This is a genomic window from Streptomyces litmocidini (assembly GCF_014649755.1).
Lineage (GTDB): Bacteria > Actinomycetota > Actinomycetes > Streptomycetales > Streptomycetaceae > Streptomyces > Streptomyces litmocidini.
In genome coordinates, this window is record NZ_BMTQ01000012.1 from 80,387 (window position 1) to 100,668 (window position 20,282).

At 74.6% G+C, this 20,282-nt stretch carries 16 protein-coding genes; 8 read left to right on the forward strand and 8 right to left on the reverse strand.

The window, feature by feature from the left end; translation table 11 throughout:
* The first annotated feature begins 334 nt into the window (after window positions 1-334).
* Window positions 335-508 carry a hypothetical protein gene (locus IE180_RS24265; RefSeq protein WP_177181614.1) on the forward strand — a complete coding sequence of 58 codons (174 nt, stop codon included), beginning with the start codon at window positions 335-337 and terminating at the stop codon, window positions 506-508.
* 133 nt (window positions 509-641) lie between these two features.
* Here the strand turns inward: IE180_RS24265 and IE180_RS24270 are convergent, their stop codons facing one another.
* Window positions 642-1,442 (reverse strand): inositol monophosphatase family protein, encoded by an 801-nt coding sequence (locus tag IE180_RS24270; RefSeq protein WP_190159061.1) that lies wholly within the window; start codon window positions 1,440-1,442, stop codon window positions 642-644.
* Between the two features lie 9 nt (window positions 1,443-1,451).
* Complete coding sequence (locus IE180_RS24275; RefSeq protein WP_190159062.1) at window positions 1,452-2,579, reverse strand: ferrochelatase; 1,128 nt, start codon at window positions 2,577-2,579, stop codon at window positions 1,452-1,454.
* Between the two features lie 144 nt (window positions 2,580-2,723).
* Here IE180_RS24275 and IE180_RS24280 point away from each other — a divergent pair, with 144 nt between their 5' ends.
* Both IE180_RS24280 and IE180_RS24285 read left to right on the forward strand, forming a co-directional pair.
* Window positions 2,724-3,983 carry an MFS transporter gene (locus tag IE180_RS24280; protein WP_190159063.1) on the forward strand — a complete coding sequence of 420 codons (1,260 nt, stop codon included), beginning with the start codon at window positions 2,724-2,726 and terminating at the stop codon, window positions 3,981-3,983.
* Entirely contained in the window at window positions 3,925-5,262 is a 1,338-nt protein-coding gene (locus tag IE180_RS24285) for a D-arabinono-1,4-lactone oxidase (RefSeq protein ID WP_190159064.1), read from the forward strand. Before IE180_RS24280 ends, IE180_RS24285 begins: the two co-directional genes overlap by 59 nt.
* A gap of 3 nt (window positions 5,263-5,265) precedes the next feature.
* On the opposite strand, the gene IE180_RS24290 is transcribed toward IE180_RS24285, so the two are convergent.
* Window positions 5,266-6,159 (reverse strand): hypothetical protein, encoded by an 894-nt coding sequence (locus IE180_RS24290; RefSeq protein WP_229860817.1) that lies wholly within the window; start codon window positions 6,157-6,159, stop codon window positions 5,266-5,268.
* Window positions 6,160-6,645: 486 nt separating this feature from the next.
* Here IE180_RS24290 and sepH point away from each other — a divergent pair, with 486 nt between their 5' ends.
* The gene (gene sepH / locus IE180_RS24295) at window positions 6,646-7,689 is read left to right on the forward strand and encodes a septation protein SepH (RefSeq protein WP_190159066.1); all 1,044 of its coding nucleotides are present in this window, start codon (window positions 6,646-6,648) and stop codon (window positions 7,687-7,689) included.
* Between the two features lie 323 nt (window positions 7,690-8,012).
* Here the strand turns inward: sepH and IE180_RS24300 are convergent, their stop codons facing one another.
* A complete protein-coding gene (locus IE180_RS24300) occupies window positions 8,013-8,840 on the reverse strand; it encodes a sulfurtransferase (RefSeq protein WP_190159067.1) in 828 nt (275 codons plus the stop codon).
* A 158-nt stretch (window positions 8,841-8,998) separates the two neighbouring features.
* On the opposite strand from IE180_RS24300, the gene IE180_RS24305 reads away from it, so the two are divergent.
* Complete coding sequence (locus IE180_RS24305; protein ID WP_190159068.1) at window positions 8,999-9,772, forward strand: VOC family protein; 774 nt, start codon at window positions 8,999-9,001, stop codon at window positions 9,770-9,772.
* A gap of 75 nt (window positions 9,773-9,847) precedes the next feature.
* On the opposite strand, the gene IE180_RS24310 is transcribed toward IE180_RS24305, so the two are convergent.
* From IE180_RS24310 to IE180_RS24325, 4 genes are all read right to left on the reverse strand, one after another.
* Complete coding sequence (locus IE180_RS24310; protein WP_190159069.1) at window positions 9,848-11,203, reverse strand: polysialyltransferase family glycosyltransferase; 1,356 nt, start codon at window positions 11,201-11,203, stop codon at window positions 9,848-9,850.
* A 3-nt stretch (window positions 11,204-11,206) separates the two neighbouring features.
* Window positions 11,207-12,172 (reverse strand): glycosyltransferase family 2 protein, encoded by a 966-nt coding sequence (locus tag IE180_RS24315; RefSeq protein WP_190159070.1) that lies wholly within the window; start codon window positions 12,170-12,172, stop codon window positions 11,207-11,209.
* Window positions 12,173-12,301: 129 nt separating this feature from the next.
* Complete coding sequence (locus IE180_RS24320) at window positions 12,302-14,857, reverse strand: YfhO family protein (RefSeq protein ID WP_190159071.1); 2,556 nt, start codon at window positions 14,855-14,857, stop codon at window positions 12,302-12,304.
* A gap of 183 nt (window positions 14,858-15,040) precedes the next feature.
* A complete protein-coding gene (locus IE180_RS24325; protein ID WP_190159072.1) occupies window positions 15,041-15,658 on the reverse strand; it encodes an isochorismatase family protein in 618 nt (205 codons plus the stop codon).
* A gap of 178 nt (window positions 15,659-15,836) precedes the next feature.
* On the opposite strand from IE180_RS24325, the gene IE180_RS24330 reads away from it, so the two are divergent.
* The 3 genes from IE180_RS24330 (at window position 15,837) to IE180_RS24340 (ending at window position 20,236) form a co-directional block, all read left to right on the forward strand.
* Complete coding sequence (locus IE180_RS24330) at window positions 15,837-16,526, forward strand: TetR/AcrR family transcriptional regulator (protein ID WP_190159073.1); 690 nt, start codon at window positions 15,837-15,839, stop codon at window positions 16,524-16,526.
* Between the two features lie 183 nt (window positions 16,527-16,709).
* Window positions 16,710-18,929: a serine/threonine-protein kinase gene (locus tag IE180_RS24335; protein ID WP_190159074.1), complete on the forward strand. Its 2,220-nt coding sequence runs from the start codon at window positions 16,710-16,712 to the stop codon at window positions 18,927-18,929.
* Window positions 18,926-20,236, forward strand: coding sequence for a hypothetical protein (locus tag IE180_RS24340; RefSeq protein ID WP_190159075.1), 1,311 nt, complete (start codon window positions 18,926-18,928; stop codon window positions 20,234-20,236). Before IE180_RS24335 ends, IE180_RS24340 begins: the two co-directional genes overlap by 4 nt.
* Window positions 20,237-20,282: the final 46 nt, after the last annotated feature.

The following is a 20,282-nucleotide window of genomic DNA, read 5'->3' on the forward strand; positions in this document are numbered from 1 at the left end:
CCGGGGTGGGGACCGGCTGAAATCCGAGCACTGACTGTGCGTGTCCATCCTGCCCCGTACGCGCGTAAACCGGCTGTAAGACGGGGGTGCGGGGCCCCGGGCGGGAGGGGGCGCGAGGCGGGGCGCGCGGGCCGGAACGAAGAATTCACCGGATTCGCGGGCCAGTTGAGGTTTCTCTGAGGAAGGGGTTGGGGAGGACGACTGCACACCCCGTGATCACGCCCTGTATGTGGCGCGCCACCTACCGCTCTCTGTCCCCCAGAGTTCGCAGTGCGTGATCCACCCACCCTCGGCACACCCCCGTGCCACCGGACCCACGAGGAGGGGGCGCACGATGGACGCTTTCACCGCAGGACTGCTGCACCGCATCAGGACCACGCAGACGGACCTCACGCGGGCCCGTGAGACGGGCGACGACTACCTGGCGGAGGTGGAGCAGGCGGAGCTGGAGGACCTGCACCGGCTGGCCGCCGAGCACGGCGTGGAGGTGGCCTCGCCGGGCGTCTGACCCGTCCCACCCGCACGTCGTCCGACCGTACGCACGCGTGGGCCCCGGCGCCGCTCCCGGCACCGGGGCCCACGCGCGTCCGCGGACGGCCCTCCGGAGGGCCGTCCGGCGGGCTCGGGGCCGGGCGGAGGCCCTAGTCGTGCCAGGCCCCCAGTTCCTCCAGGAGCTCCTGGACCGGTGCGAAGAGGCCCGGGGAGGCCGCGAGCGTCAGTTCGCCCGACTCCGGCTCCCCGGGGCGGCCGCCCGTGCGGCCGCCGGCCTCGCGGGCGATGAGCGCGCCCGCCGCGAGGTCCCAGGGGTTGAGGCCGCGCTCGTAGTACGCGTCGAGGCGGCCGGCGGCGACGTCGCAGAGGTCGATGGCGGCCGAGCCGCCGCGCCGGATGTCGCGGACGCGCGGGATGATCCGCCGGGCCACGTCGGCCTGGTGGGCGCGGCGGGCCTGGATGTACCCGAAGCCGGTGCCGAGGAGGGCCTGGTCGAGCGCGGGCGAGGGGCGGACGGCGAGGCGCCGCTCCCCCGCGTACGCCCCTCCGCCGAGGACCGCCCGGTAGGTCTCGCCGCGCATCGGGGCCTCGACGACGCCGACGACGGTCTCGCCGTCCCGCTCGGCGGCGATCGAGACCGCCCAGGTGGGCAGGCCGTACAGGTAGTTCACGGTGCCGTCGAGCGGGTCGATCACCCAGCGGACCCCGCTGGTCCCGGGGCTCGACGCGCCCTCCTCGCCGAGGAAGCCGTCGTGCGGGCGGTGCTCGGAGAGGAAGTCGGTGATCAGCTTCTCGGCGGCGATGTCCATCTCGGTGACCACGTCGATGGGGCTCGACTTGGTCGTCGCCACGGCCAGGTCGTCGGGCCGGCCGTCGCGCAGCAGCGCTCCGGCCCGCCGGGCGGCCTCCAGGGCGAGGTCGAGCAGTTCGGTGAGCAGGGGGTCGGTCACGTCGGCTCCTTACGCGTACGGGCTGTCGGCTCCGGCCGCCGCCGGCCGCTCGGCCCTGGCCGGGCAGCAGCCGATCGGGCAGAGGTCGTGGGAGGGGCCGAGCGCGCCCAGGGCGCACCGCTCCGCCTTGCTCCCCCGCTCGTGCGCGGCCCGTTCCAGGACGAGCTCGCGGACGGCGGCGGCGAAGCGCGGGTCGGCCCCGACGGTCGCCGAGCGGCGGACGGGCAGGCCGAGTTCGGCCGCCTTGGCCGTGGCCTCGGTGTCGAGGTCGTAGAGGACCTCCATGTGGTCGGAGACGAAACCGATCGGGACCATGACGGCGGCGGGCACGCCGGCCCCGTGGAGCTCCTCCAGGTGGTCGCAGATGTCGGGTTCCAGCCACGGGATGTGGGGGGCGCCGCTGCGGGACTGGTAGACGAGCTTCCACGGGTGGTCGACGCCGGTCTCCTCGCGGACGGCGTCGACGACCACCCGTGCGACGTCGAGGTGCTGGCGCACGTAGGCCCCGCCCTCGCCGTGCTCGCCGACCGGGCCGGAGCTGTCGGCGGCGGAGTCGGGGATGGAGTGGGTGGTGAAGGCGAGGTGGGCGCGGTCCCGCACGGCCGGGTCGAGCTCGGCGAGCGAGGCGAGGACGCCCTCGACCACGGGTCCGACGAAGCCGGGGTGGTTGAAGTAGTGCCGGAGCTTGTCGACCCGGGGCAGCGGGAGCCCCTCCGCCTCCAGGGTGGCGAGCGCGTCGGCGAGGTTCTCGCGGTACTGGCGGCAGCCGGAGTAGGAGGCGTACGCGCTGGTGGTGAGGACGGCGATGTGGCGTCGTCCGTCGGTGACCATCTCGCGGAGGGTGTCGGTGAGGTACGGCGCCCAGTTCCGGTTTCCCCAGTAGACCGGCAGGTCGAGTCCGGCCTGCTCGAAGTCCGTCCGCAGCGCGTCGAGGAGCGCCCGGTTCTGGTCGTTGATCGGGGAGACGCCGCCGAAGAGGAAGTAGTGCTGTCCCACTTCCTTGAGCCGTTCCTTCGGGATGCCGCGGCCGCGGGTCACGTTCTCCAGGAACGGGACCACGTCGTCGGGGCCCTCGGGGCCGCCGAAGGAGAGCAGCAGCAGGGCGTCGTACGGGGCGGGATCGTGCTGATCGGACATGGCACCGATCCTCCCACCCGCCCCGGGCGGTGACGGGCGCGGCCTGTCCCCGGGGAGGCCTTCGTCCGAAAAAGGAGGATGACCGATCGAATTCAACACCGTAGGCTTTAGCTATTAATTACACGTGTTGACCAAGGACCTCTCTTGCCCAGTCCCTACCGCGCGATCTTCGCGGCCCCCGGAACCGCCTCGTTCTCCGTCGCGGGCTTCCTCGGCCGGATGCCGCTCTCCATGATGGGCATCGGCATCGTGACCATGATTTCCCAGGTCACCGGCCGATACGGTCTCGCCGGAGCGCTCTCGGCGACGCTCGCGATGTCCGCGGCGGTCCTCGGCCCGCTCGTCTCGCGCCTGGTCGACCGGCACGGACAGCGCAAGGTGCTGCGCCCGGTGACGCTGGTCTCGCTCTTCGCGGCCGCCGGACTCCTCCTCTGCGTGCAGCAGAAGGCGCCGGACTGGACCCTCTTCGCCTTCACGGGCGTGATCGGCTGCGTGCCGAGCGTCGGCGCGATGACCCGCGCCCGGTGGGCGGAGATCTACCGGGGCGAGGAGCGGCGCCTGCACACGGCGTACTCCTGGGAGTCGATCGTCGACGAGGTGTGCTTCATCTTCGGCCCGATCCTCTCGATCGGCCTGTCGACGGCCTGGTTCCCCGAGGCCGGTCCGCTGTTCGCCGGGGCGTTCCTGGCCGCCGGCGTGTTCTGGCTGACCTCGCAGCGCGGCACCGAGCCGGTCCCCCACCCCCAGCGCGGCGCCCGGGGCGCCTCCGCGCTCCGCTCCCGCGGCCTCCAGGTCCTCACCCTCGCCTTCGTCGCCACCGGCGCGATCTTCGGCTCGGTGGACGTGGTGACCGTGGCCTTCGCCGAGGAGCAGGGCCGGAAGGCCGCCGCCAGCCTCGTCCTGGCCGTGTACGCGCTGGGCTCCGGCCTGGCCGGCGCCGTCTTCGGACTGCTCCACCTCAAGGGCGAGCCGTACCGCAGATGGCTCCTGGGCATCTGTGCGATGGCCGTGAGTATGATCCCCCTCCTACTGGCCGGGAACCTGCCGTTGCTGGCCGTGGCGCTCTTTGTCGCGGGCCTGTCCATCGCACCGACGATGGTGACCACCATGGCCCTCGTCGAAGCGCACGTACCGCGCACCAAGCTGACCGAGGGCATGACCTGGACGAGCACCGGGCTCGCGGTCGGCGTGGCGCTCGGCTCCTCGGCCGCCGGGTGGGTGGTCGACGCGTCGGGGGCCGAGGCGGGGTACGTGGTGCCCGTCGTCTCGGGTGCGCTCGCGGTCGCGGTGGGTCTCCTCGGACACCGTCGGCTGCGCAGGCCGGCGCCGAACCGGGAGGGGCAGCGTGAGCAGGACGACAGCGGGGTCGGGGAGCGTCAGGACGGCGGGCAGCCCGTGGCGTAACTGGGCGGGGAACGTCACCTCCCGCCCGGCGCGCGAGGTGAGTCCGGCCTCGGCCGAGGAGCTCGCCGAGGCGGTGCGCCGCGCGGCCGAGGACGGGCTGCGGGTGAAGACGGTCGGCACCGGCCACTCCTTCACCTCCATCGCGGCCACCGACGGCGTGCTGATCAGGCCGGGCCTGCTCACCGGCATCCGGCGGATCGACCGCGAGGCGATGACCGTGACGGTCGAATCGGGCACACCGCTGAAGCGGCTCAACGTGGCGCTGGCCCGGGAGGGCCTCTCGCTCACGAACATGGGCGACATCATGGAGCAGACCGTCGCCGGCGCCACCTCCACCGGCACGCACGGCACGGGCCGCGAGTCGGCGTCCATCGCCGCGCAGATCCGCGAGCTGGAGCTGGTCACGGCCTCCGGAGAGCTGCTCACCTGCTCGGAGAAGGAGAATCCGGAGGTCTTCGCGGCCGCCAGGATCGGCCTCGGCGCCCTCGGGGTGATCACGGCGATCACCTTCGCGGTGGAGCCGGTCTTCCTCCTCACCGCGCGCGAGGAGCCGATGACCTTCGACCGGGTCACCTCGGAGTTCGACGCGCTGCACGCGGAGAACGAGCACTTCGAGTTCTACTGGTTCCCCCACACGGACAACTGCAACACCAAGCGCAACAACCGGAGCGCGGGCCCCGCCGCTCCCCCCGGACGGATCAGCGGCTGGATCGAGGACGAGCTCCTCTCCAACGGGGTCTTCCAGCTCGCCTGCTCGCTGGGCCGCGCGGTGCCGCCGGTGATCCCGTCGATCGCCCAGGTCTCCAGCCGGGCCCTGTCGGCCCGCACGTACACCGACATCCCGTACAAGGTCTTCACCTCGCCGCGCCGGGTCCGCTTCCTGGAGATGGAGTACGCGCTTCCGCGTGGGGCGGCGGTCGCCGCGCTGCGCGAGCTCAAGGCGATGGTCGAGCGTTCGCCGCTCAAGGTGAGCTTCCCGGTGGAGGTGCGCACGGCCCCGGCGGACGACATCGCGCTCTCCACGGCCTCGGGACGGGAGACCGCGTACATCGCCGTCCACCTCTACAGGGGAACGCCCCACCGGGCGTACTTCACCGCGGTGGAGCGCATCATGACGGCGCACGGGGGCCGGCCCCACTGGGGCAAGGTCCACACCCGCGACGCCGCCTACCTCTCCGAGGCCTACCCGCGCTTCGCCGAGTTCACGGCGCTGCGCGACCGGCTCGACCCGGACCGGCTGTTCGCCAACGACCATCTGCGCCGGGTCCTGGGCGACTGACGGTCACTCGGTTCCGGTCCCGGCGTCGGCCCCGGGCGTCGCCGGGGCCGAGGGGGCCTCGGGCCGCTCCCTGCCGGTGGTCGGGTCCTGGGTCGGCTCCGTCGGTTCCGTCGGTTCCGTCGGTTCCGTCGTCGGGGCGGTCGGCGTCGGGGCGGTCGGCGTCCCGTCACCGGCGGACCCGGAGGGCGTGGGCTCCGCCGGGGGCGTTCCCGTGCCGGTCCCCGGGCCGCCCGGGGTCGGCGTGGCCCCCGTCGTGGGGGTGCCGGCGCCGTCCCGCTGCCGCCCGGTGCCGTCGGCGGGCCCCGAGGGCGTCGGCGTGGGCTCCTGGTCCCGCTCGGACGGGTCGTGGCCGGCGCTTCCGCCGCCCCGGACGACGGAGCCGAAGGTGGTGGCGCCCTGCTTGCCGCTGAAGTCCTGCCCGGAGACCAGCTCGTAGGCGGTGATGCCGCCCATGGTGACGCCGAAGACCAGGGCGGCGGCGATCGCCGGGCGCTTCCAGCCCCGGACGCGGGTGCCGTGCGTGGTCGCCGTGCCGAACTCCCCGTCGGACGGGGGCGGCGGCGGGAGGGTGCCCAGCAGAAGGGTGCGGTCGTCCTGCCGCCCGGCCGGGGCCGGGACCTGACGGGTCTTCGGCTTGGCCGCGGCGGTCACGTCGCGGACCTGTTCGCCGGTGCGCTGGAAGAGCTGGTGGAAGAGCGGGCCGCCGCAGGTCGCGATGACACTGATCACACCCGCGCCGAGGATCGTGCCGTACACCCCGAGGGTCGAGGCGAGTTTGGCGGCGACGACCGCGGCCAGGGCGCTGCCGGAGACCTGAGCCACGCTCAGGTCGATCCTGCCTCCGCGCTTCTTCCCCTCCTCCGGCTCGTCCCCGTCGATTTCCGGCCTGTGACGCATCTCCGACCCCTGCTGGCTCATCCGTTCGTCTTGCACCCAGAAGGGACAAACAGGCGAAGCGAATAGTTCCGTTTCTGCCGTTTCTGTGAAGAGCGACACGTACGGGGGAAGATCGCGGAGACTCAACTCCCGTATCGCCCGAGAAGTTGGGCGGCGCGCCGGTCCACCCAGGTGGCCCGAATGGAGTACATTGACGAACCCTGGGTCCGGACGCCCTCACGGGTGCCCGGGATCAAGGGGAGGGGGCCGTACACGGCACTCGAACCGGCGGCGCTTCGGCATCGCACGGAAACCGGCTGCACAGAGTGACCGCCAGTCACTCCCGGTAGCGAACAGGTAACCGTGCCATAACGGCGTTCCAGGGTCCATGCCCGACACGCCGGGCAACTCGGCAAGGTAGTGGCAGGCTGCACCCGGGCAGGCCACACTCGACTAGCGGAAGCAGCGACGCACGTGACGTCGGCAGGCACCACCCGGGAGGTCCCCATGCCCGAACTGCGTGTCGTGGCCGTCTCCAACGACGGCACACGACTGGTGCTGAAGGCTGCTGACAGCACGGAGTACACGCTTCCGATCGACGAGCGGCTCCGTGCCGCCGTGCGCAACGACCGCGCGCGCCTCGGCCAGATCGAGATCGAGGTGGAGAGCCACCTCCGCCCCCGTGACATCCAGGCGCGGATACGAGCCGGTGCCTCCGCGGAGGAGGTCGCCCAGCTCGCCGGCATCCCCGTCGACCGCGTACGCCGCTTCGAGGGCCCCGTACTCGCGGAGCGCGCCTTCATGGCCGAGCGCGCCCGCAAGACCCCGGTCCGCAGGCCCGGGGAGAACAACGGCCCGCAGCTCGGCGAGGCGGTGCAGGAGCGGCTGCTGCTGCGCGGCGCCGAGAAGGACACCGTGCAGTGGGACTCCTGGCGGCGCGACGACGGCACCTGGGAGGTGCTGCTCGTCTACCGGGTCGCGGGCGAGGTCCACACGGCCAGCTGGACGTACGACCCGCCCCGGCGGCTCGTCCAGGCCGTGGACGACGAGGCGCGGGCCCTGATCGGCGAGACGGACGACACGATCGCCGCCGCGCCGGAACCGAGCTTCCCCTTCGTGCCGCGCATCGCCCGGCTGCCCCGGGACAGGCCGCTCGACCGGGCCCTGGACCGTCAGATCGACCGTTCCGACCGGCAGCTGGAGCGGGCGACCGCGTCCGCCGAGCCGGAGGAGGAGCGGGACTCCCTGACGAGCCTCCTGGAGGCCGTGCCGAACTTCCGCGGCGACATGGTCGTGCCCGAACAGCCGGACTCCTCGGAACCCTCGGAGGAATCCGAGGCGGAGGAGCCGCCGGCCCCGGCCGCCTCGGCGGGCGCGGGCTCGGCCTACGCCGACGTCCTGATGCCCCGCGCGGTCTCGGGCCACCGCGACCGCCTGCACGGCGCGACGGACCGCCAGGCCGAGGCGGACGGCGTCCGCCCGGGCCGCCGCGCCGCCGTACCGAGCTGGGACGAGATCGTCTTCGGCACCCGCAGGAAGAAGCAGGACTGACGGACGTACGCGGGCGTGGGTACGGGTGCGGTACCGGCCCCGTCCACGCGCCCGCGTGCGCGAGGCGCGGGCCCGCCCTCGCTGCGCGCACGCGTGGAGGGGCGCGGGCCGGTGACCCGTGTGCGGCCGCGCCACGGGCGGCGGGACCGGACGCGCCCGTGTGCGCGAGGCGTGGGGCCGGCCCTGTCGCGCGCACGTGCGTGCGGGACGCGGAGCCGCAGTCCGCACGGCGCCGCGTCACGGGACGGCAGGGCCGGGCGCTCGCACGCTCGTGAGGGGGCGGGGCCCGCGGCGCTCGGCGGCGCGGGCCCCGCCGTACGACGTCAGCGCGGGGCCGGGCCCGTGGCGACCGGGCGGGTGGGGTCCGACGACCATTCCGACCAGGAGCCGGCGTAGAGGCCCGCGGGGATGCCCGCGATCTCCAGGGCGAGCACCTCGTGGGCGCCCGAGACGCCCGAACCGCAGTAGACGGCCACCGGGGTCCCCCCGGTCGCGCCGAGCGCGACGAAGCGGTCCCGCAGGGCGTCGGCCGCCAGGAAGAGGCCCTCGGCGTCGACGTTCTCCGTCGTCGGGGCCGAGACCGCGCCCGGGATGTGCCCGCCGACCCGGTCGATCGGCTCCACGTCGCCCCGGTAGCGCTCGGCCGCCCGCGCGTCCAGGAGCAGCCCCGTGTCGGGCAGCGCCGCGGCCGCGTCGGCGTCGAGCAGCTCCAGGGCGCCCGGCTCCGGCCGGAAGTCGCCCGGCTCCGGCGCCGGGACCTTCTCCGTGAGCTCCCCCGGCCAGGCAGCGAGGCCCCCGTCCAGGACCCGCACGTCCGGGTGGCCCGCCCAGCGGAGCAGCCACCAGGCGCGGGCCGCGCCCCAGCCGAGGCCCCCGTCGTAGACGACGACCGGCCGGTCCGCCGAGACGCCCGCCCGGCGCATCGCGGCCCCGAAGGCCTCGGGGTCGGGCAGCGGGTGGCGGCCGCCGCTCCCGGGCGGGCCCGCGAGTTCCGCGTCCAGGTCGACGTAGACCGCGCCGGGGAGGTGACCGGCCTCGTAGGCGGGCCGTCCGGGCGGCCCGCCGAGCGTCCAGCGGACGTCCAGGAGGACCGGCGGCCGGTCCCCGGCCGACTCGCTCAGCAGTTCGCTTGCGGAGATGATGGGCTTCATGGGAGCCATCCTCGCGCAGCCGCACGGCCGCGGGGACGGACCCGGCGACCTCCGGCGGGATCGCGCCGCGTTCGGTGTGGCCTGGGCACGTCGTGCCCCCGTCGGTGTCACCATCGGACGGTGCACGGCCACGACGACGGTCCGAGGAGAGTGCGACGATGACCGAGGCGACTCCGCGCCCGCCCGGCACGCCCTGCTGGGTGAGCCTGATGGTGCACGGGATCGACGCCACGCAGGAGTTCTACCGCGCGCTCTTCGGCTGGGACTTCGTCCCCGGTCCGCAGCAGCTCGGCCCGTACGTGCGCGCGCTGCTCGGCGGCAAGGAGGTGGCCGGCATCGGCCAGCTGCCGCCCGACCGGCACCTGCGGATCGCCTGGACCCCCTACCTGGCCACGGCGGACGCCGACGAGACGGCCGAGGACATCCGCAGCTGCGGCGGCACCGTCGCCGTCGGCCCGCTGGACGCGGGCGAGGCGGGCCGACTGGTCATCTGCTCCGATCCGTCCGGCGCGGTCTTCGGCGTCTGGCAGGCGGAGGCGCACCACGGCACGGCGGCGGCGGGACCGCCGGGGACGCCGGTGTGGAACGAGCTCCTCACGTACGAGACGTCCTCGGTCGGCAAGTTCTACCGGTCGGTCTTCGGCTACGAGGTGGAGCCGGCCGTCTCGGCCGACCACGACTACGCGACGCTCCACGTGGCCGGGGCCCCGGTGGCCTCGCTGCACGGCGTCGGCAACGCGCTGCCCCGGGACCGGGGCCCGCACTGGATGACGTACTTCGAGGTCGCCGAAACGGACGCGGCCGCGGAGCTCGTCCTGGAGCTCGGCGGCCGGGTGCTGCGCCCGCCGCGCGAGGGCACGGCGGGCCGGCTCGCCCTGGTGGCGGACCCGGAGGGCGCGGTCTTCACCCTGGTCAGGTCCGCCGGGCACTGAGCGCCGCCGGATCCGGTTGCGGCGGGCGGTGCCGGCGCGGAGGGCGATGCCGCTCCCGCTCCGCCCGTCCGCCGCTCAGCCGCGGCGGCTCCGGGTCAGGCCGCGGCGCAGCCGGGAGGTGCCGGTTCGGTCCGGGGCGGGGCCGCCGCCCGGGAGGCCGAGCAGGGTCAGCCGTTCCGCGGTGAAGTGGTGCGCGGTGCCGGGGTCGGCGTGGTGCTCCGCCAGGAAGGCGGCGGCCTCCTCGCGGAGCCCCGGGTGGGCCTTGTGCCGCATGCAGTAGCCGACGGCCCTGACCAGGGGCGTGAGCGAGGCCGGGGCCGCTCCGGGCACGGCGGGTTCCCCGTCGCCCTCCAGGTCCGCGACCAGGTGGTCGACGACGGTGAGCGGGATGCGGTTGCTGTTCTCGAAGGGGGTGAGCCGTTCGAGGACCTCGGCGGTGCCCACGCGCGCGACGGGGATGCCGTAGTAGACGGCGGCGGTGAGCATCGCGGTGGAGAAGCAGCCGACGACGAGCTCGGGCCGGCAGCGCTCGTAGAAGGTCTCGGCGAGCAGCGGGCCGTCGAGGACCGTGAGCCGCACCCCGCTCCGCCCGGCCTCCTCGTCGAGGGCCTGGGAGTAGCGGACGGGGGCGGTCGGGTGCGGCTTGAAGACCACCGACCGGTGACCGGCCGCGGCGGCCCCGCGCAGCATCCGTACGTGCAGCTCCTCCTCCTCCTCGGGGGTGAGCAGGGAGAGGGCGGCGAGGTACTGGCCGAGCAGCAGGGCCGTCGGCCCGGCGGCCGCCGCCCGCGCGATCCGCGGGTCGTCGGCCGCCTCCTCGGCGAGCTCGGCGAGGACGGCGCGGAAGGCGGCGTCGGGGACGAGCTCGGGCTCGACCCCGTACTCGCTCAGGAGGAGGGGGCGGAGGCCCGGCACCAGGTCGAGGTGGAGCACGCGGCGGACGCGGCAGGCGATCGACTGCGCGAGGTCGGAGCGGGTCGGGCCGTAACTCATCAGGCCGTCGGCGTAGACGTGCACGGCGCTTTCGGGGAAGGCGCCGGCGAGCGCCTTGGCCGGGTTGACCTGGATGGATTCGACGATCAGCTCGACCGGTCCGGTGCCGAGGTCCCAGGCGGTGCGCAGGACGCGCTGCCAGAGCGGGGCCTCCTCGGGGCGGGGGGCCCAGGCGGCGGGGTGGTACGGGTGGATCGTCTCGTTCCAGTCGAGGGTGCCGTCGAAGCGGGCGGCGATCCGCCCGTACCCGGTCATGGTCTCCAGGCGCAGCGCGGTCTCCGGGATCTCGGCGTTGTGCGAGATCAGCAGGAGCCTGCGGGCGGAGTCGCGGGGGCCGAACCGTCCGGCGTCGAGCGCGGCGGCGAGGGTGGCCGCGCCGTACAGGGTGGACACCTGGAAGATCTGGACCGGCGTGTCGGGGGCGGCGTCGGGGGCCATGGGTCAGGCGGTCCTTCCGGTGTCGCGCAGGCTCCGGAGGAGGGTGCTGCGCGGGGTGTCCATGGTGGCGAGGGTCTCGTCGAGGACCTCCTGCGGCATGCGGTGCAGGGCGCCCCGGACGTCGGTGCGCAGCCGCGCGGCGACGGCGGGCTCGTAGGTGTCCGCTTTGCCCATGTGGAAGGCGATCATCGCGCAGTAGGTGCGGACCGCCTTCGGGAGGAAGCGGTCGGCCTCCGCGTCCCGGGAGACCTCGTCGAGCAGGAGGTCGTACGAGGGGATGAAGTCCAGCTGCCGGTTGTCGGAGATCTGGGTGAGCGAGGTGGTGACGCCCCTCCGGTAGAAGACGCCGTGCAGGGAGAGCGCCGCGAACGTGCGCGCCTTGAGGTGGAGGCGCCAGACCCAGAGCCGGTCCTCGGCGGTCCTCAGCGAGGTCTCGAAGCGGGATCCACCGTCCTCGAAGAGGCGTCCGCTGTAGATGCCGAAGGGGACGAAGGGATAGTCGACCATCGTCACCATGGAGGCGGGCGAGATTCCGTCCCTGGGGTCCATCACGGTGTCGCGCCGTTGGGCGGGGGCATAGCGGATCTGCCGCTTCCGGCCTTCCGACAGGACGTGGTCGGTGCGGGCGAAGTCACAGCCCAGACGGGAGATCCCGGCCACGGCGGCGCTCAAATGGCCGGGGGCGTACCAGTCGTCTCCGTCGAGGAAGGTGAGGTAGTCGCCGCGCGCCGCGTCGATTCCGGTGTTGCGGGCCTGGGCGACGCCCTGGTTCGTCTCGTGCCGGATGACGGTGGCGTTCGGCAGGCGGTCCTGCCAGCGGTCGAGGATCTCGGGGGTCTCGTCCGTCGAGCAGTCGTCGATCAGCAGGAACTCGAATTCCGGATCCGCGTTGTTCGCGAGACTGCGCAAGGTGTCGGGCGCATATGCCCCGACATTGTGGAACGGTACGACGACGGACAGTTTCGGCACTCGGGATCCCCACACTGCATCAGACAATTCAACACCGTTACGGCGGGCACGGTAACGACCGACCTTTCCCGGCGAACGAGCCGCGCGTGCACTCCGGGTGAACTCTTGTCGTCCCCGGCGGAAACCCCGTCACCTCCGGGCCCGTCGGCGGTGCGGGAGCCACGTCAGGGCGAGCGCGAGGAGCGCCGCCGCGCCGACCGCGCCGCCGAGCTTCAGCCCCGGCGGCCGGAAGGAGCAGCTGACGGTGCTCGCCCGTCCGTCGAGGGGGACGGCGACGAGGCCCTCGTACGCGCGCGCGGGGCGGGGATCCGCGTCGCCGGCGGCGCAGCGCCAGCCGGAGATGCGCGGCGCGGCGAGGACCGCGACTCTCCCGCTGCCCGGCGGCAGTTCGGCCGTGACGGTGTGTCCGGTGGCACGCACGCGCGTGGCGCCGCCGGCGGTGAGCTGCCGCACGGCGGAGTCGAGCCGTGCGCGGACCAGGCAGCCGATCGGTTCCCGGGGCAGCCGCACCTCGCCCTCGGGCCCCAGGTCGATCCGTACCGCGCCGGAGTCCGGGACGGTGCCGAGGGCCCGCATGGGGGCGCGTACGGAGGGCGGTCTGCCGTCGAAGTCCACGGGCCGCTCCCCCGCCAGGGCCGCCGTGCCCTTGTACTCGGGTGCCCAGAACCAGAGCCGGGAGCCCGCGGGGCAGCGGGCGGCGAGGGTGTGTCCGGTACGGCTCGGGGCGGGCAGTTCGTACACGTCGGCGCCGAGCAGGCGCTCCTGCCGGGCGAAGGCCGAGTCGCCGGGGTGCGTGGCCGGGCGCCCCGCCGGGCGGACGGTGACCAGGGGCGGCACGGGGGTGGTGGTGGCGGTGACCGTGGCGCGGGGCGCGGCGTCCTGCCGTACGGGCTCCGCGGGCTCCGAGCGCAGCCGGGTGCCGATGGAGAAGAGGGCGTCCGCGACGGGGTTGTCGAGGCTGGTCGGGTGCCGGCCCTTCGCGTAGTGGCCGAAGCCGAGGGAGGCCAGGGTCCGGGAGGTCACGTCGGAGGTGAGGCTGCTGTAGTAGTCGGCGCCCTGTCCCCCGACGAGCAGCACGTCGTTGCCTCCGGGCACCTCGCCGGGGTCCGTGCGGTACCGGGGCCAGGCGTCCGCGCGGGCCGTCTCGGCGGTGACCGTCTCCTGCCAGGGGCCGACCCGGGGCGACCAGGAGACCTCGCTCCGCCGCTGCTCCTCGATCCGCTTGCCGCTGACGGCCACCTCGCCGGCCTGGGCGGCGACGAGCAGGACCACGGCCAGGACGGGGAGCACGCGCGCGCGGAGGGCCCGGTCCGGCCGCACGCGCGCGGGGCCGCGGCGGTCGGCGGCCAGGGCGAGGGGGACGGCGGCGAGCGCGAGGAGCGCGGCCGCGCCGGAGGCGGGGAAGGTCCACCGGTCGATCTCGGCGCTCCCCCGTGCCGTCCACGCCAGGGCCCCGAGCAGCGCCACGCCCGCGAGGAGCGCGACCGGCCGCGGTACGCCCCGGGCGACGGAGAACCAGGCGGCGACGATCGACAGGCCGCACAGGACGAAGGCCTGTCGGTACGGGATGCCGTTGGGCGAGGCGCCCGCGTGCCACAGCAGGTGCGTGGGCTCCCACTGGAGGGAGAGCGCCACCAGGACGATCGCGGCCGTCCAGCCCGCCCGGACGCGCGGGGCGACGGCCCGGTTGAAGGGCAGCGTCAGCGCGAGGGCGAGGGCGGGCGTGCCGATGAAGAGGGCGGGACTGGCGACGCTCGCGGTGGCGGGCAGGAACCGGGCGAGGACGTCCCTCCAGGGCGCCGGGGCGAAGACGGTCTCGGGGGTGGGGTCGGCGACCTTCGTGGCGAGGAAGACGACCGTGACGAGCGGTGCGGCGAGCCCGATGCCGATGAGGACGCTCCGGGCGGCGCGCAGTGCCCCGGCGAGGCGCCGTCGGGCATCGGCGGTCTCCTCGGCGGTGAGGAGGCGGACGGCGAGGACGACGGCGGCGCCGAGCGTCGCCATGTACGCGGTGTAGAAGTTGGCGATCCAGGCCAGGGCCACGACGAGGGGGCCGAGGACGGGGCGGCGGCCGGTGCGGGCCCCTTCTCCGACCAGGCAGAGCAGGGGGAAGGCGATGAGCCCGTCGAGCCACATCGGGACGGTGGAGCCGTGGTCGAGGGTCCAGCCGGAGAGCGCGTAGGCGGTGCCGAGCACGGCGGCGACCGGGCACGGGCCGGGGCGCAGCCGCGGGAGCAGCAGCGCCATCGCGGCCGCCGCCGCGGCGATCTTGGCGGTGGTGACGACGTACAGCGCGAGTTCGACGCGGTCCGCCGGGAAGAGCACGACCAGCAGGTCGAAGGGGCTGCTCAGGTAGGTGCCGATGTCGCCGAGGAAGTTGGAGCCGAAGCCGGAGTTCCAGTTGAGGAAGGCGTCGCCGTGCGTCTCGCCGAGCAGGAAGGCCCGCCAGTAGGCGTGGAACGGCAGGTACTGCTGGCCGAGGTCGACGGTGTTCCGGGTCACCGGGCCGAAGGGGTACGTGCGGGAGAGCCGGGTGGCGAGGCAGAACAGGGCCGCGGTGAGCAGGGCGGCGGCGGCCGGGGCCCGCAGGGCCGCGAACCGTCGCCGCTCGTCGCCGCGGCGCCGCTCCGCCTCGTCGCGTGCGGTCTCGTCCTCGGCTCGGGCGGCCTCGACGGCGGGGGGCACACGTCCTCCAGGGGGCGCACGGTACGGAGGGCCCGGAGGGGTCGTCACGGGCCGGCCGCCATTACCGCCGAGGCGGACGACCCGCAACCGAGCGGCAGGCGCTCTTCAGGCGCACCCCGGGTGAACTCCGGGTGCCGACGGCGCCGTCGGCTTCCCGTGTCGCCCCGCGGGCGCCGGGACGGCTCACCCCGCGGGCGCCGGGTCGACGAGCTCGTCGACCGTGCGGGCCACCGTGCCGAACAGGTCCCGGAGCGTCGTGAGGCTCGCGGCCCGGAGGACCTCCGCCGGCAGGACGGTGCCGTCCGGCGCCTCCAGGGGGCGGGTCGCGGTGGCCTCGGCGACCACGGTCGGCCGGTAGCCGAGGTTGAAGGCGCCCTGGGCGGTGAAGAGGACGCACATGTGGGTCATGAAGCCGGCGATGACCAGGTCGCCGCTCACGCCCAGCCCCTTGAGGGTCTCCTCCAGGTCCGTGGCGCGGAAGGCGTCGGGGAACTGCTTGACGACGACCTTCTCGCCCTCGACCGGGGCGACTTCGTCGCTGATCGAGCCGATCTCGGCCCGGATGTCGTACGGGGTTCCCTCCCCGCCGTCGTTGACGACGTGGACGACCGGGGTGCCCGCCGCGCGGGCGGCGGCGAGCAGCCGGGCGCCGGCGGCCACGGCCTCCTCGGCGCCGTCGAGCCGCATGACGCCGGTGCGGTAGGTGTTCTGGAAATCGATCATGATCAGCGCCGACTCCTCCAGTCGCGGCAGCTCCTGGGGCAGGCCGATCACATCGCGCAGGGTGGTGGACACGGTCATGGCGGTTCCTTTCGTCGTGAACGGCGGGACGGCCCGGGGGCGCCGCCTCCGGACGTGTTTCACACGCTAACACGGTTCGTTAGCGACGATAACAAGCAGGGGAACGGCGCTACGCGCGGTCGCCCCCGGCACGGGATCCGCCCAGGTCCGCGGCGTTAGCGCTGTTATCGTGGAAGCCATGTCGACGGCACGAGAGCGCATCCTGGAAGCCACCGGGGAACTGCTCGCCACCAAGGACGCACTCGCCATCCCGACCCGGGCCATCTGCGACCGGGCGAAGGTGGGCATGCCCGAGATCTACCGCCAGTTCGGCGACAAGCAGGGCCTGCTCACGGCGGTGGCCGACATCGGCTTCGCACGTTTCCTCGCCGAGAAGCGGCGCAACCCGCTCACCGGGGACCCGGTGGCGGACCTGAGCGCGGCCTGGGACAGTCACGTCGCGTTCGCACTGCGCAACCCGCACCTCTACCGCCTGATGTTCACGCCGACGGGCGACGCCAAGCCGCAGGCCATCAAGGAGGCGCAGGCGATCCTCCTGAGGGCCGTGGAGCGCTGCCGTGACGCCGGGCGCCTGCGCATGAGCCCCGAACTGGCCGGCCGGTCGATCCTCTCCGCCAACGTGGGCGTGTGCATGATGGCGCTGTCCTTCCCCGAGCTGTTCGGGGACCCGGCCCTCTCGCACGCGGTCCGCGACGCCGTCATCGGGAAGGTCACCGGCGACGAGCGCGAGGACACCCGGATCGGCTCCGCGACCCTCCTCGCCCAGGCACTGGTCGGCACCCTGACGGGGACGGCGCCGGTGAGCGCGGCGGACCTCGAACGGCTGACGCGCGCGCGGCGGACGCCGGACACGACCCCGGAGCCGTGACGCCCGGCCGCACCCCCGCCCCCGGCGATGCGGAGGACCATTTCCCTCTTCGGCCACCTGGAAGCAGGACCCGGCCGGATAGAATCCCGCCGCGGGGGTGACGGTGTGGACGAGCGGGCTTCGGCGGCCGATGTGACGCGTCGTGACGACGCCGGTTCCGGCGCAGGGGTGCCCGACGCCGCCGTGACGCGTCGCGACGGCGGCGGGGAGCCCGGGACCCTGCTGCGATTACCCTCGGCGCTGGCCGAACGTTTCACGGTGGTACGGGAGTTGCCGCACCAGGGCCGCGAGGCGGACGTCCTGCTCGTCCGCGACGCCCCGGGGGACGAGTTCGTCGCCAAGGTGTACCGCCGCGGGGTCCGGGTCGCGCCGGAGGTCTGGGAGCGCCTGCGGGGGCTGGAGAGCGGCCACGTGGCGCGCGTGATCGAGACGGGCTTCTCGGACGGTCGCGACTTCGAGGTCTCGGAGTACCTCCCCGGAGGGTCGCTGGAGGACCTGGTCGGCACCGGGGCCCCGGTGCCGCCGGACGTCCTGTCCGACGTCGTCTCCCAGTTGACGGCGGCGGTGGCCCATCTGCACGGCGCGGGGATCGTGCACGGCGACCTGAAGCCCTCCAACGTGCTCCTCCGCCGCAGGGAGCCGCTGGAGCTGGCGCTGGCCGACTTCGGCGTGAGCAAGTCGCTGGACGCGACCTCCCGGTTCACCCGGCGCGTGTTCGGGACGCTGGCGTACGCGGCCCCCGAGTACGTGTTCGGCGCGGAGGTCTCCGGTTCTCAGGACTGGTGGGCCGTAGGGATGATCGTCCGTCAACTGGCCACCGGTCGGGCCCCTTTCGAAGGCCTGTCCGAGCAGGCGGTCCGGCACCGTCTGGCGACGCGGCCGGTCGACGTGTCGGACGTGCCGGACGAGCGGGTGCGGCTGCTGTGCGGCGGGCTGCTGGTCCGGGACCCGGGGCGCCGGTGGGGCGCCGCCGAGGTCCGCGGATGGATCGGGGGCGACTCCCCGGAGGTGCCGGAGGAGCCGCCCCCTCCCGGCGTTCGGCCGGCGGGCGCCGCCGGCCGCAGGCCCCTGCAGTTCAAGGGCGTGAAGCACACGGAGAAGGCGGCGCTGGCCCGGGCCCTGGCGGCGGACTGGGAGACCGCCGCGCGCCGGTTCTTCGTCGCCATGGGCGACCGGGACGACCCCAGCCAGGGCTGGCGCCAACTGCGCACCTGGCTGGCGCAGTTCGAGGACCCCGAGGACGACGACCTCGAAGAGCTGGTGGACCTGGTCGACGTCCACCTCCCCGGAGCCGACGCCCCGGACGTGAAGCTGCTGCGGCTGCTGCGCTGGCTCGATCCGACGATGCCGCCCGTCTACCGCGGCAAGCGCATGCTTCCCGAGGATCTGCTCGCCCTCGCCGAACAGGCCTCCTCCCCCCACGACGACGACGGCCGCCGGGCCGCGCGGGAACTCGTCGACGAGCTGTACACGGGCGACCTGGTCACCGCCCTCGCGACCTTCGGCGAGGGCGCCGAACAGCTCGCCGACGTCGACCGGCGGTGGCGCGACCTGAACGCCCGGTGGGACGAGCTGCGGAAGTCGACCGCGCTGCCGACCAGGATCCGGAGGGAACTCGCGGACTCCGAGATCCGGGTGGAGGCCCTGGCCGTCGCGGTGGCCCCGGACTGGGCGAGGGCGCTGCGACAGCGGATCGAGTCCGCCGCCGCGCCCGTCCGGGGCAGGACCGGCTGGTTCGACGCGCTGCTCGCCGACGGCGGGGACCCCGTCCGCCATCTGGCGGCCACCCTCGCCCTGCCGGCCGCCGTCGCCGAGGCCCGCCGCCTGGACGAGCTGCGCCGCGCGCACGCGGCCGCGGAGACGGCCCACCGGCACGGGTGGCGGGACGCCGAGGAGCACCGGCGGTCCGGCACCGGAGAGGCCGTGCTGCGCGCCCTCGGCGGAGCGGCCCTGCTGTTCGCCCTGCCGGTCGGTCTTCCGCTGCTCCTGGGAGCCCTGGTCGGCGAGGAGGAGTTCCTGGGACGGTTCGTCCCCGCCGCGACGGTGACCTGCGGGATTCCGCTCGCCTGCGAACTGGCGCTGGCGGCGGGGCTCGGAGGGGACTACCACCCGGGGTGGTCCCTCCGGTCCCGCCTCGCCGGCCTCCGCCGCCGGCTGCCCGGCCGGCAGGGAGCGCTGGCGACGCAGCTGCAGCCCCTGCGGAAGAGCACGCTCGCCTGCGGCGGGGGCTGCCTCCTCTACCTGGCGCTCGGCACCGCGATCTGGGCGATCGTCACCCTGCGGGCCTGGTCCCCGGTCCCCTTCCTGGTCGGGGCGGGATACGGGATCTGGACGTTCGCCCGGTACCGGGATTGGCGCACGGCACACGAGTCACAGCGGACACAGGTTCTGGGGGAGCGATGAGCGGGCCCAAATGTACGACGTACCAGCTCGAACAGTCCTTCACCGTCGCCGAGTTGCGTGCGGCGACGCGCGACGCCGCGGTGCGCGAGGCGACACGGCGCCGGCAGGAGGCCGCCCGCGAGGCGGCCCTCCGGGCGGCGGCCGCCCGGGACGCGGCCGTGCGCGGGGTGAAGACGCGCAACGCGCGGATCACGGCGCTCTCCCTGGCCCGGGAGGACCGCGGCAAGCGGTACGGCGCCGCCATCTCCGTACGCGTCCCCGAACCGCTCCTCATCGGCTCGCAGTCCACGTCCCAGCTGGAGGCCTGGTGCGCCGAGACCGACGGCGCGCTGGCCGGCGCGGAGCGGGAACTGCGGGAACAGACCGCCCGCGCCCTCGCGGCGGAACTGTTCGCCGGCCTGGGCGGGCCCGCCGCCGGGCGCCGCCCGGTCGACGCCGCCGAGCTGTTCGCGGACCGCCCGGAGGCCTCCCCCGCGCGGCCCTCCGGCACCGACGGCGCCCGGGGCGGGGACGGAGCCGCGCGCGAGGACGTCGGCCGGGCCCTGGCCCGGGTCCTCTCGCGCCTCCTTCCCGACTGCGGCGAGGAGCATCGCGCGGACGCCCGGACAGCCGCGGCGCGGGTGGCCGCGGCGGCCACCCTCGACGAGGCACGCAGCTGGCTGACCGAGACGAGGCTCCGGGTCCAGCGCGCCAACGAGGCGGCGGAGGCCGCGCGGCACGAGGCCGACGAAGCGCTCGGACTCCTCCACGACCTGGAGGGGTTCGAGGACACCGGGGAGACGGAGGCCGACTCCGTGCGGGCCCTGCTCGCGGAAGTCGTCTCCGGCCGCCGCGCCCTCGACAGGCCGCTGCGCCGGCGGGCCGCCGACTGCCGGGCCGCGGCCGAGGCGGAGGCCGAGCAGCGGTACGTGGTCAGCACGGTGACCGACGCCCTCGCCGACCTCGGCTACCAGGTCGGCGGAGGGTTCGAGACGCTCACCGTCGCCGACGGCGTCCTGCGTCTGTCACGGAGCGAATGGCCCGAGCACGCCGTCAACCTGGCCGTCGACCGGCAGGGCGGTCAGCTGCGCACCGCCGTGGTGCGCACCGCCGCCGGACGCGGCGACGACGACGCGCACGTCGACGTCGAGCGCGAGGAGCAGTGGTGCCGGGACTTCCGTGAACTGCGCGGCCGCCTGGCGGAGGCGGGGCTGAGGACGGACGTCCAGGTCGCGGTTCCGCCCGGACGGGTTCCCGTGCCCCTGGTGGTCGCCCCGGCCGCGTCGGGCCCGCGGGCCCGGCCCGGGCACCGGGAGCGCGAGCGGTGACCCGCCCGCGGGGGCGACGGGGCTGTGGACCATGAGCCGGTGACAG

Excerpts from the sequence above, each read along its gene's own strand:
- IE180_RS24275 (WP_190159062.1), bottom strand. The coding sequence starts at position 2,579 with ATGTCCGATCAGCACGATCCCGCCCCGTACGACGCCCTGCTGCTGCTC.
- IE180_RS24265 (WP_177181614.1), top strand. The coding sequence starts at position 335 with ATGGACGCTTTCACCGCAGGACTGCTGCACCGCATCAGGACCACGCAG.
- IE180_RS24340 (WP_190159075.1), top strand. The coding sequence starts at position 18,926 with ATGAGCGGGCCCAAATGTACGACGTACCAGCTCGAACAGTCCTTCACC.
- IE180_RS24325 (WP_190159072.1), bottom strand. The coding sequence starts at position 15,658 with ATGACCGTGTCCACCACCCTGCGCGATGTGATCGGCCTGCCCCAGGAG.
- IE180_RS24330 (WP_190159073.1), top strand. The coding sequence starts at position 15,837 with ATGTCGACGGCACGAGAGCGCATCCTGGAAGCCACCGGGGAACTGCTC.
- IE180_RS24290 (WP_229860817.1), bottom strand. The coding sequence starts at position 6,159 with ATGCGTCACAGGCCGGAAATCGACGGGGACGAGCCGGAGGAGGGGAAG.
- IE180_RS24305 (WP_190159068.1), top strand. The coding sequence starts at position 8,999 with ATGACCGAGGCGACTCCGCGCCCGCCCGGCACGCCCTGCTGGGTGAGC.
- sepH (WP_190159066.1), top strand. The coding sequence starts at position 6,646 with ATGCCCGAACTGCGTGTCGTGGCCGTCTCCAACGACGGCACACGACTG.
- IE180_RS24300 (WP_190159067.1), bottom strand. The coding sequence starts at position 8,840 with ATGAAGCCCATCATCTCCGCAAGCGAACTGCTGAGCGAGTCGGCCGGG.
- IE180_RS24310 (WP_190159069.1), bottom strand. The coding sequence starts at position 11,203 with ATGGCCCCCGACGCCGCCCCCGACACGCCGGTCCAGATCTTCCAGGTG.